Origin of the sequence: Hoyosella subflava DQS3-9A1 (genome assembly GCF_000214175.1) — a bacterium.
Taxonomy (GTDB): domain Bacteria; phylum Actinomycetota; class Actinomycetes; order Mycobacteriales; family Mycobacteriaceae; genus Hoyosella; species Hoyosella subflava.
The window spans coordinates 94,868-109,260 of sequence record NC_015564.1; the positions used below are offsets into that span (position 1 = coordinate 94,868).

Sequence of the window (14,393 nt, forward strand, 5' to 3'; positions counted from 1 at the left end):
CCCGCGCGCCTTCGCACCGTTACCGCGGTAGCGGTCCGTTACCCTGAAGCCCGGTAGCCGGGCACGTGGATATCGACAGGGGTAAAAGTGGCTTCAGAATCTGACGGGCAGTCTGACGGGCAGAGCGCGTTCGACCTGATCGTGGTAGGTTCCGGCTTCTTCGGGCTGACGATCGCGGAGCGTGCTGCAACGCAGCTCGGCAAGCGAGTCCTCGTCCTCGACAGGCGACCCCACATCGGCGGCAACGCCTACTCGGAGCCGGAGGCCGCCACCGGCATCGAGGTCCATAAGTACGGTGCCCATCTCTTCCACACTTCCAATCAGCGCGTGTGGGATTACGTCAACCAGTTCACGAGCTTCACGGGCTACCAGCATCGCGTATTCACGGTCCACGACGGCCAGGTGTATCAGTTCCCCATGGGGCTCGGGCTCGTTGCCCAGTTCTTCGGCCGTTACTACGCACCTGACGAGGCGCGCGCGCTGATAGCTGAGCAGGCGAGCGAGATCGACACCAAAGAGGCGCAAAATCTAGAAGAGAAAGCCATCTCGCTGATTGGCCGGCCGCTTTACGAGGCGTTCGTCAAGCATTACACGGCGAAGCAGTGGCAGACCGATCCGAAGCAGCTCCCGGCGAGCACCATCACTCGCCTGCCAGTCCGCTACACGTTCGACAATCGGTACTTCAACGACACATACGAAGGCCTGCCCGTCGACGGTTACACGGCCTGGCTGAAGAACATGGCTGCCGACCCGCTTATCGAAGTGCGGCTGGATGTTGACTACTTCGACGTGCGCGAGGAACTGAGGAGCACCTCTCCGGCCGCGCCGGTTGTCTACACCGGCCCTATAGACCGCTACTTTGATTACTGCGACGGCGAGCTTGGGTGGCGCACCCTCGACTTCGAGTTGGACGTGCTCGACACGGGCGACTTCCAGGGAACCCCGGTCATGAATTACCCCGACCCGGAGGTCCCGTACACCCGAATCCACGAATTTCGGCACTTCCACCCGGAACGGGACTACCCCAACGACAAAACGGTCATTATGCGCGAATTCTCGAGGTTCGCGGAGTCGGGCGACGAACCGTATTATCCGATCAACACCGCGGACGACCGAGCGCGGCTCGCGGCTTATCGCGACCGGGCGAAAGCTGAGACCGCAGCGAACAATGTGCTGTTCGGCGGAAGGCTCGGGACCTACCAGTACCTGGACATGCACATGGCAATCGCGAGTGCTCTCACCCTGTTCGACAATGTCCTCGCCCCGCACTTCACCGACGGTTCGCCTCTGAGTAGGCATGATGGCGGCGAATAAACGTCGGCGGGGGGCCGTTCGACCGACGAATATCACCAGAAAGGCGCATGCAGTGGAGACCGACAAGGCAGCCGGAGACGGATCCTCTCAGGCAGTGTCTCTCCTTCAGCGGATACTCTTGCCTCGCCCCGGCGAGCCGCTCGACGTCCGGCGACTGTATCTCGTCGAGGCAGATTCGAACCCTAAGCGTGCGCACGCGACGTCGCGCACATCGGTGCGAATCGCGGACGAATCAGAAGTCTCGTTCTGCACCTACTTCAATGCCTTTCCTGCCAGCTACTGGCGCCGCTGGAGCACTCTCGGGAGCATAGTTCTGCGTCTCGAAGTCAGTGGCGATTGCCGTGCCGATATTTATCGGTCGAAAGCCGATGGAACCCGCATCCACGTCACCAGCGTGCAGACAGACGGTGGAGAGTCGGGTACGCGAGTGATCGAAGCCGCGATCGACCTGGCGCCGTTCGAGGATGGCGGCTGGATCTGGTTTGACCTCAGCGCAGAGGCGGACATCGAACTCCTGGCTGGCGGGTGGTATGCGTCAGCGCCTGCCCCAGGTGAGGCACGAGTCGCAATCGGAATTCCGACGTTCAATCGTCCTGATGACTGTGTGAAAGCGCTGACTGCGCTGGGTTCTGACCCGCTGGTGCTCGACGTTATCGATGCGGTCATCATTCCGGACCAGGGCACGCGGAAGGTGAAGGATCAGGCAGGGTTTGACGAGGCCGCGGAGGTACTCGGCGACCGCTTGCGAATCCACAACCAGGGGAACATCGGTGGTTCCGGTGGTTACTCCCGGGTGATGTATGAGGCGCTGAAAACGACCGATAGCCCGTTCATTCTTTTCATGGACGACGACATCGAGATCGAGCCGGACTGCATCCTCCGTGCCATTGCTTTCTCCCGCTTCGCGCGCGGCACTGTCCTCGTCGGTGGCCAGATGCTGAACTTGCAGAACCGGGCCCATTTGCACGTAATGGGCGAGGTTGTGCGCTTTGGTGAGTTTGTCTGGGGACCGGCGCCGCACACAGAGTATGACCATGATTTCGCGGCAAAGCCGCTCGACGAGTCGCCCGACCTGCATCGACGTATCGATGTCACGTACAACGCCTGGTGGATGTGCCTTATCCCCCGGAAGGTCGCCGAAGAGCTCGGCCAGCCGCTCCCGCTGTTCATTAAATGGGACGACGCGGAATACGGCTTGCGCGCGGCCGCAGCGGGGTATCCGACCGTCACGCTTCCGGGTGCTGCGATCTGGCACATGGCGTGGTCAGACAAGGACGACGTCATTGACTGGCAGGCGTACTACCACATGCGCAACCGTCTTATCGTCGCAGCGCTTCACAATCCCGGGGGGGCTCGTGCACTAGTGAAGAGCACAATGAAGCCGCTCTTCAAGCACCTGCTGTGTCTCGAATACTCGACAGTTGCGCTGCAGAACGCCGCGATTGCGGACTTCCTCGCGGGACCGGATGGTTTGTTCGATGTGCTGCCTACATCGCTGGCAAACGTGCAGAAGATTCGCGGCGAGTATCCGGACGCGATAGTCGCAGGCTCTGCCACGGATCTGCCGCTCCCCTCCGGCGCGGATGTCGGTGATGTGAGTCTGCCGCTCGGGATGCCTGCGAAGGTGAAGCGGCTCGGCAAGGCGATCATCCACAACATGCGCCCAGTGAACGAGCAGCACCTTGAACGCCCGCAGATGAACGTCGCGACGATGGACGCCCGCTGGTTCCTGCTCTCACAGGTTGACGGTGTGACAGTCACGACTGCTGATGGTCGGGGAGTCGTCTACCGCAAACGAGACAAAAAGCTCGCGAAGTCACTCCTCAAGGAAGCGATGCGCCTGCGCAGGGAACTGGAACGCCGCTTCCCCGAGGTGCAGGCGGAGTACCGGCGTGCAGCTCCAGAACTGACCAGCCGGGAACGTTGGGGCCAGTTCTTCGCCCAGTACCAATGAGAGGGACGATGAGCCAGATCGCGAGTGATCACCGCCATGAACTCGGCGCGCCACCGGCAGGAGAAGCTGCACTCCTTGCAGCTATCCAGCGCGTGATTGTGAGCAAGCCCGGGGTAATTCCAGCTACAAGACTTATGTCACATTTCGGTGAGCACGCACTCGGCTGGGTGGGTATCGCTGCGGTGGGTGCAGTGGCTGACCCAGCCAGGCGGCGGCAGTGGCTTGGGGTTGCCGTCGGGGCCGTGGGTGCGCATGCCGCGTCGATAGCAATCAAACGTGTCGTCCGCCGTCCGCGTCCAACGCATCCAGATATCGTGATCAATGTCGGTACACCTAGCCAATTGAGTTTTCCGTCATCTCACGCAACGTCGACGACCGCAGCGGCGATTCTCCTAGGTAGGCTCACCGGGCTTCCACTTGCGACGCTGATCGTTCCGCCGATGTTGCTGTCTCGTCTCGTGCTCGGCGTGCACTACCCGACCGATGTACTCGCGGGCGCCGCTGTGGGCGTGGCTTCCGCGGCTGCCGTGGGGTTGGCCGAGGAAAAGCTCGGATGGGCATAAGCTGTGCGTGCTAGTGCGGCACCTGGACTAGTTGTGACCACATGCGGTCGAGAGGGGTAAGGATGAGCGATCTGGTCGAGCCTGAGGACCCGACTCGCGCCAGAACGCGGAAGCCACCGACATCGCTGGCTGATGGGCTGCTCAAGGCGATCCGCCCACGTCAATGGGTGAAGAACGGCCTTGTCGTTGCCGCGCCTCTCGCGGATGGCTCGATTGGCCATGGACCGGTGCTTACCAGCGTCGCGATCGCGTTCGTCGTGTTCTGCCTCGCGGCTTCAGGTATTTACCTAGTCAACGATGCGCGCGACGTGGAAGCGGACCGTGCGCACCCGACGAAATGTTTCCGGCCAATCGCGGCCGGTGTTGTGCCTGTGCCGCTCGCTTACGCGTTGTCAGTGGTGTTCTTTGCCGCTGCTATCGCCCTGTCCTTTGTTGCTAGCAGCGGGCTAGCGGTGGTAATCGCGATTTACATCGTGGTTCAGCTCGCGTATTGCTTTGGCCTCAAGCATCAGGCCGTGCTCGATATCTTCATCGTGTCCTCAGGCTTCCTGCTTCGGGCCGTGGCAGGTGGCGTCGCAGCCGGAATCCCACTTTCACAGTGGTTCTTGCTGGTCGCGGCGTTCGGTTCGTTGTTCATGGCAGCGGGCAAGCGGTATGCCGAATTGCGCATCGCTGAAGAGACCGGTGCGAAGATCCGGAAAGCACTGGAGAGTTACACGGCGACATACTTGCGCTTCGTGTGGACCCTCTCCGCAACGGCCGTAATCATCTTTTACGGTTTGTGGGCATTCGAGCAGGATGCCGGCGGCCCGGGCGCGCCACGCGGCGATGGCAGCAGCCTTGGGTTGTTCGTTTTGTCGATGATTCCGTTTACAATCGCGATCCTGCGCTACGCCGTTGATATTGATGGTGGACACGCTGGCGAGCCCGAAGAAATCGCCCTTGGCGATCGGGTCTTGCAGTTCCTCGCGGTTGCATGGATTGGAGTCGTCGGTGTCGCGGTCTACGTCGCGTGACACAGTTTCCCCTCGCTTTACGGCGTCACGTGCCGTATTCGGCGTGGGGATTCTCGCTGTCATTTCTCTGTTTGCGTTCGGCGCGTGGCAGCGGAGATGGATTTCTGACGACGGATTGATCGTGCTGCGCACCGTGCGCAACATTCTCGCGGGTAATGGCCCCGTCTTCAACGCGGGCGAGCGGGTCGAGGCCAATACCTCCACCCTGTGGACGTATATCGTGACGTTTGCTGGCTGGGCCACCGGCAGCCGCCTCGAATACGTCGTACTGACCCTCGCGCTCCTCTTCAGCGTGAGCGCCCTCGCACTGGCGATGCTCGGCAGTGCGCGGCTCTATGGGCAGACCCTGTTCGGACGCCCAGCCTCGGCTGTCGTACTGATGCCCGGGGGTGTTATCGCGTACCTTGCGGTCCCCCCAGCTCGTGATTTCGCGACCTCAGGTCTTGAATCGGGGCTCGTGCTCGCGTGGATCGGGCTTATGTGGTGGTTACTTGTGAGATGGTCGTTCGCCGGCCGACATGCAGGTGCAGCCACACTGCTTATCGCGTTCATCGCCGGGCTGGGCCCGCTTGTGCGGCCAGAACTGGCGGTCCTCGGTGGGCTCGCGATCATCGTCCTTCTGCTCGTGCCCTCGGGGCTGTTGTTCCGGATCGCGATAGTCGCGGCTGCAGGCGTCATCCCAGTCACCTACCAGGTATTCCGGATGGGCTACTACGCTCTGCCGTATCCGAGTACCGCCGTCGCGAAGGATGCTGGCGGCGCACGCTGGGATAAGGGCTGGATGTATCTTGGCGATCTCGTCGGGCCTTACTGGCTCTGGCTGCCGGTGGTAGTCCTGGTCTTGCTTTCAGTGGTCATTCTCATCCAGTTCCGGGGGCGTGACGGCGCGGTTGGCAGGGATGCGCGGTCTGTTAATTCCCCGGACGAGTCGACGGTCGTGGGGGATAGCGATCCCGCGGCACGGCCGGTTTTGCGGGCGCGACTGCAAACACCGACTTTCGTGGTCGCGTTCTTCCTCGCCAACGGCTTGCTGCTCGGCACTTATGTGATCCGGGTCGGCGGTGACTTCATGCACGGCCGGACCTTGCTCCCGGTGCTGTTTACATTGCTGTTGCCGGTGGCTGTCGTGCCGCTGACCGTCCCGCGACGGGTTAAGACTCGTTCTGGTCCAACGCGGCGGCACTACGGCTACCGCGTCAGCGGCGTCATAGTCGCATTCTGGGTCGGCGTGATGACGTGGTCGGGCGTAATTGTCATTGTGAGCGATCCCGGAGTCGTCGACGGTGTCCCAGACCATGGGATCGTCGATGAGCGCCAGTTCTACCGCTACTGGACAAATGTGGCGCATCCAATACTTGCCGAAGACTACATTGAATATCCGCGCATGGAATCGATGCTCGATGCACAAGAAGTAGCCCCCCGAGGTGCGGTGCTACTGCCGACGGCAGACCAGTATTACTGGGCGGTCGTGCCGCTCGCGGAGCCAGTGGACGGCAACGCTCCCGCCTCAACGGTCTTCTTCCTGCAGCTGGGAATGACCAGCATGCTGTCGCCGCTTGACGTGCGTATCCTCGACCCGGTGGGGCTTGCCTACCCCCTTGCTGGGCACACTGAGCGAATCCCCGGTGGCCGGATCGGACACGACAAGTTTCTGCTGCCAGACTGGGTTATCGCGGACAGCGGTGCCGTGACGTCTCGGGCGGCTGGTTTGCCCGGTTTCCTCGATCCTGAGTGGGTCGCGGACTCTCAGGAAGCTCTCAACTGTCCTCAGACTCAGAAGCTCCTCGGTGGCTACCGTGATGAGCTCAACACGGGCCAATTCCTCCGCAATCTGAAGGACTCGATGTGGCGTTCGTCCTACCGGATTGAGCGCCTTCCTGCCGACGAGATCGAACGCTGCTTCTCGGGGTAACAGCCAGGTCACCTGCGAATTTAGAGGCGTCAGTGTTCCGTGATGCAATTGTGACCACCATTAGTTCTCCCATTCGCACCGCCCCAGGTCGCGGTGCTGCGGTACTGTATTCGTCACCGGGCGGTGTTGGAAATGTGATACTGCCGACGTGTAACGGTTATGGTGTCCGAGTCGATCTACACACCGAGCTCTCAGGAGATTGCCAGGGTTGCTAGATCCGCGAGGGTCGTAGCGCTGGTGTCGGGGAGGGAACCAGTGTGGTCGCGACGGCACCCGACGCTGACGCGGCGACACGGTGGTGCACACGAGAAGAGGGAGATTTATCCATGCGTTTCGCCAAACCGCGCCTGTCTCAAAGATGGAGACAGCGGACAGTCGCCGCCTTTGCGGTCGGCGTACTGCTGCCGCTGATTGCGGGACTCACCGGAGGTGCTGTCGCTTCAGCCCAACCGGGTATTGAACGTCACAACGTGTACTCGGCAGCGATGGACCGCAACATTCCAGTGGATATCGTTCGTTCGTCAGGTGGCGGTAACGGTGCGCTCTTCCTGCTGGATGGTCTTCGTGCTCGCGAGGACCGCAGCGGCTGGACGATCGAAACCAACGCGGTCGAAATGTTCCGTGACTCGAACGTCAACCTGGTGATGCCGGTCGGCGGTCGCGCGAGCTTCTACGCTGACTGGTACGGCCCGAGCTCCACCAACGCTCAGGGTTACACCTACAAGTGGGAGACCTTCCTCGCGCAGGAACTCCCGAACTACCTCGGCACGATCGGTATCCGCACCACGAACAACGCGGTTGCAGGTCTTTCTATGGCCGGTAGTGCAGCACTCAAGCTTGCTGCCGATCACGGCAACCGTTTCACCTATGCCGCTTCGTTCTCGGGTTACCTGAACCTTTCTGCTCCGGGTATGCCGTCACTCATCCGGCTCGCCCTGCTTGACGAGGGTGGCTACAACGTTGACGACATGTGGGGCCCGCCGTGGGATCCAGCCTGGGCAGCGCATGACCCGACTGTTTTCGCTCCGAAGCTCGCCGGTAAGACGCTGTTCATCTCGGCAGGCAGCGGCATTCCAGGTCAGCACACCCAGATCCGCGAGCCGATCGACTACTTCCACACTGCGAACGCAATGGGACTTGAGGTCGTTTCGCTGCTCAACACCCGTGCATTCCAGGGTCGTGCGGATGCGCTTGGCCTGAACGCCACGTACAGCTACCCGCCGGTCGGTGTCCACGCATGGGGCTACTGGCAGGATGAGCTTGCGAACGCCAAGCCGGGCATCCTCCGCGCACTTGGTGCGTGATGCAGCGGTAACGCTGGGTGAGTGAACCTCTGCTGGGGAATCTCGTCGGTCGTGAACCCCCTGTCCTTAGGGACGGGGGGTTTCGGCGTTTCTGGGGCGGGACCGGATGGTAGCCGGATCCACCTCAGCGGTGGATTTCGCTACATTGCTTCCGTCGGGCTGACCCTACAAGGCCCCGCCGAAGAGTCAGTCGTACTGAATGCTGACGACCGAGGGTGGGTGTTTCGATAACTAGCCTGCGCACATCTAGTAACAATTGCCTCACGCATGGCATGGCGCATCTCGTGTAACTGTGGTGTTGGAAGGTATGAAGAGACTGTGCATTTGGCAGTGGGTCTAACAGCCCTAGCCGGATCTAGCTCGATACCACCACGAATTGAGGAGTGCCTCATGCGGCTTTCGTTGCAGCACGGCGATCGCGGAACCGACCGCCGGAGCCGGGGTGCCGGACGTCGCCAAGTAGCAGCCTGTGCGGCGATCCTGATCGCCCCGCTCGCTATTTCGTCCGGGATTGCACCGGCGGCGCTGGCCGCGCCTCCCGCGATCTCATCCCAGAGTCCCGCGCTGCATCCAATGTCGCCTGCGCCGGTCCCAGGGGTGCGGGTAGACCGGGTCGACAAGATCTCTGACCGCCAGCTTTCGCTGTGGGTGTACTCGCCCGCGATGAACGAAACCATCCAGGTGCAGATGCTGCTCGCGCGTGACTACCACGCGCAGCCAGACTGGAGCTTTCCCGCACTCTTCCTGCTCGACGGCCTCCGGGCACGAGACGACCAGTCCGGCTGGATGCTGGAGACGGACGCGGCTGCCTTCTTCGGTGACAAAAACGTCAACGTGATTATGCCCGTCGGTGGACAGTCGAGCTTCTATGCGGACTGGCTGCAGCCCGATAATGACAAGAACTATCAGTGGGAGACGTTCCTGACGAAGGAACTCCCGCCGATTCTGCACGGCGACTATCGCGTCAACGACAACAAGGGCATTCTGGGCCTGTCGATGGGCGGCACCGCCGCGATGTTCCTGCCAGCCCGAAACCGGGGAATGTTCCAGTTCGCGGGGTCACTGTCGGGGTATCTGAGTACGACCACCTACGGCATGCAGCGGGCGATCAAGGCTGCGATGCTCGATGCAGGTGGTTTCAACTCCGACAACATGTGGGGTACGCCAGACAACTCACTGTGGGCGGAACACGACCCGCTCCAACTCGCTCGGAACCTGCGCGGCATGAGCCTCTACGTATCGGCGGGCACGGGCGCGCAGGGAACACATGACCGGCCAGGGCTGGTTCCCGGTATCCCCGAGAACTCGGCGGGCATGGCGCTCGAAGTGCTTTCGCGACTGACGACGCAGAACTTTGCCGCTCGCCTCAACGATCTCGGCATCGACGCCACGGTCCGCTACCGAAACACCGGTACCCACTCGTGGCCGTACTGGCAGTCAGAGTTGCACGCAGCCTGGCCGCAGATCGCAGAGGCCATCAATGTCGACTCAGTTGGTGTGAGTACCGCCGCGCCGAACAGGTCCGTGATCGACGAACCTACGTGTGAGGTCGGCGGTGCAATTGGTGAACTTGCTCAACAGCGCGGCGACCTCGGGGTCTGCCTGACAGATGAGCGCACCTTGCGGGGCGGCGCCAAGCGGCAAGAGTTCGAGCACGGCACCATCTACTGGTCCCCAGAACTCGGGGCGCACCAGATCGAGGGCGAGATCGAAGCGCTCTACGAGAAGGAAGGCGGCGCGCGCGGTCAGCTCGGGCTACCCACGACGAGTGAAACCCCCACCCCCGATGGCCGCGGGTTCTTCACTCAATTCGAGAAGGGCGCGATCTACTGGACACCCGAGACGGGCGCTCAGATGGTTCATTCCGGCTTCCGCGAAGTGTGGGGCGAAAATGGCTGGGAAGCAGGTGACATGGGTTACCCCGTTTCTGGCATCGAGAACACCGAGGACCGCCGCGGCCGACTGCAGAAATTCGAGCGAGGAGCGGTATTCGCAACGACCCGTGGTGGTACGACGGCTGTGTTCGGAAAGATCTGGGATCACTACAACGAGCTGGGCCGCGAAACTGGTGTCCTGGGGTACCCACAATCAGGCGAGCACAACATCGGTTCCGGCAGGTTCACTGAGTTCGCGAACGGGAACATCTACTGGTCACCGGCTTCGGGCGCCTGGGCGGTGCTCGAGGGCGACATCATGGATGCCTGGGCTGAACAAGGCTACGAAGCTGGCCCCCTCGGATACCCCACAAGTGATGCCCATGACACCGAAGAGGGATTGCGGCAAAACTTCCAGAACGGATACGTCCTGGTGAGCGATGGCGAAACGAAAGTAAACACAGGCTGACGGCGTCTTCCCCAGCAGCGCCGTTGGGGGCGGGCTGTGACGTGCACCGTGCGGTGCGCATCGCAGCCCGCCCTAGCTCTGTACGCTGGTGCGGTGATTGGCGAAGGGCGCTTGACGGGGATGCGCCGCCCGCCCGTGACTGAATTGGGGGAAGGCCTTAAATGCATGATGGGAAAGTGACGCAGTCAAGATCCAGCGTGCGCTGGCGTCTGCCGGTGCTGCTCGCTGTGCTCATCGCTACTAGCGGATTCACGATGGCCTGCGGAAATGAGTCCGTCGTCTCGGGAACGCCTGACCTGGGCACCACCGTGACTGAGGCGCCGTCGTCCGAACCCAAAGCTGAAGACGACGAGGACGGTGACGGCGACCGTAACACCGAGCGGCCGGAGAAAACAGCTGAGGCGGACCCAGATACCTCGGACCCCGAATACCCGCCGCTTGACGAGCGCGGCACCCGCTACGTCAAGGAGCTGCGCGATTCTGGCGCCTCGCCTTACGGTTCAGGTCAACAGGCCGTGGGTACGGCTGAATATGTGTGCGCGGCGGTGCGTGACGGCGCCTCCCGTGAAGACATGCTGGTCAACGTAACCGCCATGGTCGGCCTCGAGATGCAACTGAGTGGTTCTGACGACACAGTCGATGACGTGGCACAGACCTACATTGAAGTCGCCGAGCAACACTACTGCGGAGAGTGACGCATGGCCTGGGCAAACCAATCAACGACACGACGCGGGCGGAAGAAATCCGGGAAGTCTCGAGGTCTTCGCAGACTGCTAGTCGTACTGCTAGTGCTCGCCGCCGTCGTGGCGCTCGTCGTGCTTGCGCTGCGCATAGCCCAGCGCGTCGACGTCCCCATCCCTGGCGTACCGGAGCCAGAGCCAACGGAGGAGCTGACGCAACCTGCGCATTGCCCGGATGTGCAACTGCTGTCTATCCCGGGCACGTGGGAGTCCTCCGCAAATGACGACCCATTCAATCCGAGCGCCAACCCGAACTCTCTGCTGCTGAGCGTCACACAGCCGCTCCAGCAGCAATTCGGCGCGGAGCGCGCTGAAATTTACACATTGCCGTACCCGGCGCAGTTTCAGCGGCCAGGTGGACCACCCGAGATGACGTACGACGACAGTCGCCGCGCTGGTACGGACGCGGCCCGTGACGTGCTTGCTGCAAAGCATGATGAGTGCTGGCTCACGAGCTACGTGCTAGTCGGGTTTTCGCAGGGCGCCGTGATCGCCGGTGACATTGCGTCGGAGATCGGAAACGGGAACGGGCCAGTGCCCGCAGAGAACGTGCTGGGTGTGGCTCTCGTCGCTGATGGCCGCCGCGATCCCGAAGCTGCGCCCACTGCCGGGCCTCCCGTGAGTGGAATCGGTCTCGAGGTGTCGCTCGCTGGGTTCCCCTTCCTCCCCGGTGCGACATTCTCCGGCAAGCGCAGCGGAGGCTTCGGCGATCTTGCCGACAAGACAGTTCAGATTTGTGCACCGAATGACGGGATCTGTGACGCCCCCGTGCTCACGGACCTGCTGGGCGCGATCCATCGGCTGTTCAATGACTATATTCAGAACCCGGTACATGCGATGTATCACACGTTTGTGATCGATGAGAATGGAACTACAACGCCGCAGTGGCTGACGCAGTGGTCGACGGACCTCATCAATGAGGCGCCACGACCTGCGCATCCGTGATTAGATGCCTTCGAGCATCGGTGGCCGTTTCGTGTCATTCGCGACATTGCCGAGTCACAGGCCTGTCACGAATGATGCGTTCGTCTCACCGAGACGTAAGTAATGTGGTCCCCTCTTACACACACGAAGACGCAGGTAGGCGGGTACTTTAGCGGCGGCAGGGCAGTTACCGGAAGAAGAAGTGAGGCTGACAACCGATTCGGTGCGGTTTATCGCGCATTGTGAGCGCGTCTGTAACATACAGAGGGCTTAATGCGACACGCTACGGGATAAGCCGACGCCGTAGCGGCATACGAAACGGTACATCGGTCACATGGGGTGTGGTGTTAGAGCAGATTTGCTGCGCCCGGGACTGGCTGCTGGAATCGCCAGTTCACACCTGCATATTTAGGGAGAGGCATGGACGAGTTCTTCAACGAAGCGGGTGAGGTTATCCTCACCCCGGAGGCAACTCTCGTGAACTTCGTTGAGCAGCATTCCCGAAACAACGCAGGTGAACTTGCATACCGCTACGTTGACTACTCGCACGACCGCGAGGGTGTTGCGCACGAGTTGACGTGGGAGCGCTTCGGCATGCGTGTTCGCGCCGTCGCGGGAAGGTTGCAGCAGGTCGCGCATAAAGGTGATCGTGTCGCGATCCTCGCGCCGCAGGGCCTCGACTACGTCGTAGCGTTCTTTGCTGCTGTTCACGCGGGAACAATCGCGGTGCCGCTCTTCGACCCAGATGAGCCTGGCCACACCGACCGCCTGCACGCGGTGCTGGGTGACTGTGAGCCGGTGGCGATCCTGACTGGCACAAAGTCAGCTGCCGGTGTGCGGCAGTTCTTCCGCTCCCGGCCTGCGAATGAACGCCCCCGGATCATCGCCGTCGATGCGATCCCAGATTCTGTTGAAGCGTCGTGGACTTTGCCGCACCCCTCACTCGATGACATCGCCTATTTGCAGTACACGTCCGGTTCGACGCGTGTTCCCGCCGGTGTGGAGATCACGCATCGCGCTGTCAGCACCAACGTGCTCCAGATGTGCTGGTCGCTAGGTCTCAACGAGCATTCACGCGGCGTGACGTGGCTGCCTTTGTTCCATGACATGGGTCTGCTGACAGTTATTCTGCCGGCGTTCGGCGGGAAGTACATCACGATCATGTCGCCGCGTGCGTTCGTCCAGCGCCCGTACCGCTGGATCAAGGAACTTGCTGCTGAAAGTGATGGCGAGGGCACGTTCGCTGCGGCGCCGAACTTCGCGTTCGAGCATGCCGCGCTGCGCGGGCTTCCAAAAGATGGTGAGGAACTCGATCTGAGCCACGTTATTGGGCTGATCAACGGCAGTGAGCCGGTAACGCCTGCGGCGATGCGGAAGTTCAACGACGCTTTCGGACCTTACGGCCTCCCGAACACTGCGATCAAGCCGTCGTACGGCATGGCCGAGGCCACGCTGTTCGTCTCGACACCGCACCGCGACGAAGAAGCGCGGGTCCTCTATGTCGATCGTGAGGAACTCAATGCCGGCAAGATTCTCCGCGTAGACCCGTCTCACCCGAAGGCCGTGCCGCAGGTTTCGTGCGGTTATGTGTCGACCAGCCAGTGGGCGACAATCGTCGACGCCGATTCCGGCGAAGAGCTTCCGGACGAGCGGGTGGGGGAGATCTGGCTCAACGGTGACAACATCGGCCAAGGGTATTGGGGCCGCGAAGGCGAGACAGCCGAAACCTTCCAGAACAAGCTGAAGGTCCGGCTCCAGGAAGGCAGTCATGCTTCCGGCGTGGACGAGGACGCGAATTGGATGCGCACTGGTGACTACGGCGTCTATATCGATGGAGAGCTGTACATCACCGGCCGGGTCAAGGACCTCGTGATCGTTGACGGCCGCAACCACTATCCGCAGGATCTCGAATATTCAGCTCAGGAGGCGAGTTCCTCGCTGCGCCCGGGCTTCGTCGCCGCATTCTCGGTTTCTGCAAATCAGCTTCCTCGCGCTGTCTTCGACAACCCGCACAGCGGGCTCGCCGGGTCAGGGTTCGACGCAGACGATTCGGCTGAGCAGCTCGTCGTCGTGGGCGAGCGGGCTCCTGGAGCTGGCAAGGCCGATCCTGGACCGATCGCCGACGATGTGCGCGCAGCAATCGCGTCTCGTCACGGCGTGACCGCCCGCGACGTGCTGTTGGTGCCCGCTGGTTCCATTCCCCGGACGTCGAGTGGGAAGATTGCACGCCGGGCGTGCAAGGCCAGTTACATTGATGGGACCCTTCGTGGGGGCCATGCCCAGACCGCGTTCCCTGACAGCGTGAGCGAGTAGTTTTGACCGC

The 14,393-nt window shown here is 61.7% G+C and carries 10 protein-coding genes; all 10 read left to right on the plus strand.

Going from position 1 to position 14,393, the window contains the following annotated elements; all coding sequences use genetic code 11:
* The first annotated feature begins 87 nt into the window (after positions 1-87).
* The 10 genes from glf to fadD32 all read left to right on the plus strand — a co-directional run bounded on the left by glf (position 88) and on the right by fadD32 (position 14,383).
* Positions 88-1,314, plus strand: coding sequence for a UDP-galactopyranose mutase (gene glf, locus AS9A_RS00480; RefSeq protein WP_013804910.1), 1,227 nt, complete (start codon positions 88-90; stop codon positions 1,312-1,314).
* On the plus strand, positions 1,301-3,268 hold the full coding sequence (locus tag AS9A_RS00485) for a glycosyltransferase (protein ID WP_083826409.1): 1,968 nt from the start codon (positions 1,301-1,303) through the stop codon (positions 3,266-3,268). Before glf ends, AS9A_RS00485 begins: the two co-directional genes overlap by 14 nt.
* Before the next feature lie 8 nt (positions 3,269-3,276).
* A complete protein-coding gene (locus tag AS9A_RS00490) occupies positions 3,277-3,831 on the plus strand; it encodes a phosphatase PAP2 family protein (RefSeq protein WP_013804912.1) in 555 nt (184 codons plus the stop codon).
* A gap of 62 nt (positions 3,832-3,893) precedes the next feature.
* The gene (locus AS9A_RS00495) at positions 3,894-4,847 is read left to right on the plus strand and encodes a decaprenyl-phosphate phosphoribosyltransferase (RefSeq protein WP_013804913.1); all 954 of its coding nucleotides are present in this window, start codon (positions 3,894-3,896) and stop codon (positions 4,845-4,847) included.
* Positions 4,738-6,759, plus strand: coding sequence for a flagellar motor control protein ZomB (zomB, locus tag AS9A_RS00500; protein ID WP_407636557.1), 2,022 nt, complete (start codon positions 4,738-4,740; stop codon positions 6,757-6,759). The genes AS9A_RS00495 and zomB overlap by 110 nt, the downstream gene beginning before the upstream one ends.
* A gap of 326 nt (positions 6,760-7,085) precedes the next feature.
* Complete coding sequence (locus tag AS9A_RS00505) at positions 7,086-8,063, plus strand: alpha/beta hydrolase (RefSeq protein ID WP_041451320.1); 978 nt, start codon at positions 7,086-7,088, stop codon at positions 8,061-8,063.
* Positions 8,064-8,453: 390 nt separating this feature from the next.
* The gene (locus AS9A_RS00510; protein ID WP_013804916.1) at positions 8,454-10,406 is read left to right on the plus strand and encodes an alpha/beta hydrolase-fold protein; all 1,953 of its coding nucleotides are present in this window, start codon (positions 8,454-8,456) and stop codon (positions 10,404-10,406) included.
* Positions 10,407-10,582: 176 nt separating this feature from the next.
* Positions 10,583-11,101: a DUF732 domain-containing protein gene (locus AS9A_RS00515; RefSeq protein WP_158307336.1), complete on the plus strand. Its 519-nt coding sequence runs from the start codon at positions 10,583-10,585 to the stop codon at positions 11,099-11,101.
* Between the two features lie 3 nt (positions 11,102-11,104).
* Positions 11,105-12,091, plus strand: a complete 987-nt coding sequence (locus tag AS9A_RS00520; protein WP_013804918.1) for a cutinase family protein — start codon at positions 11,105-11,107, stop codon at positions 12,089-12,091.
* A 399-nt stretch (positions 12,092-12,490) separates the two neighbouring features.
* A complete protein-coding gene (gene fadD32 / locus AS9A_RS00525) occupies positions 12,491-14,383 on the plus strand; it encodes a long-chain-fatty-acid--AMP ligase FadD32 (protein WP_013804919.1) in 1,893 nt (630 codons plus the stop codon).
* Positions 14,384-14,393 lie beyond the last annotated feature (10 nt).

What these genes read in the sequence shown, in the direction of transcription:
- AS9A_RS00485 (WP_083826409.1), top strand. Translation starts at nt 1,301, where the DNA reads ATGGCGGCGAATAAACGTCGGCGGGGGGCCGTTCGACCGACGAATATC.
- AS9A_RS00510 (WP_013804916.1), top strand. Translation starts at nt 8,454, where the DNA reads ATGCGGCTTTCGTTGCAGCACGGCGATCGCGGAACCGACCGCCGGAGC.
- AS9A_RS00505 (WP_041451320.1), top strand. Translation starts at nt 7,086, where the DNA reads ATGCGTTTCGCCAAACCGCGCCTGTCTCAAAGATGGAGACAGCGGACA.
- fadD32 (WP_013804919.1), top strand. Translation starts at nt 12,491, where the DNA reads ATGGACGAGTTCTTCAACGAAGCGGGTGAGGTTATCCTCACCCCGGAG.
- AS9A_RS00490 (WP_013804912.1), top strand. Translation starts at nt 3,277, where the DNA reads ATGAGCCAGATCGCGAGTGATCACCGCCATGAACTCGGCGCGCCACCG.
- zomB (WP_407636557.1), top strand. Translation starts at nt 4,738, where the DNA reads ATGGTGGACACGCTGGCGAGCCCGAAGAAATCGCCCTTGGCGATCGGG.
- AS9A_RS00495 (WP_013804913.1), top strand. Translation starts at nt 3,894, where the DNA reads ATGAGCGATCTGGTCGAGCCTGAGGACCCGACTCGCGCCAGAACGCGG.
- AS9A_RS00520 (WP_013804918.1), top strand. Translation starts at nt 11,105, where the DNA reads ATGGCCTGGGCAAACCAATCAACGACACGACGCGGGCGGAAGAAATCC.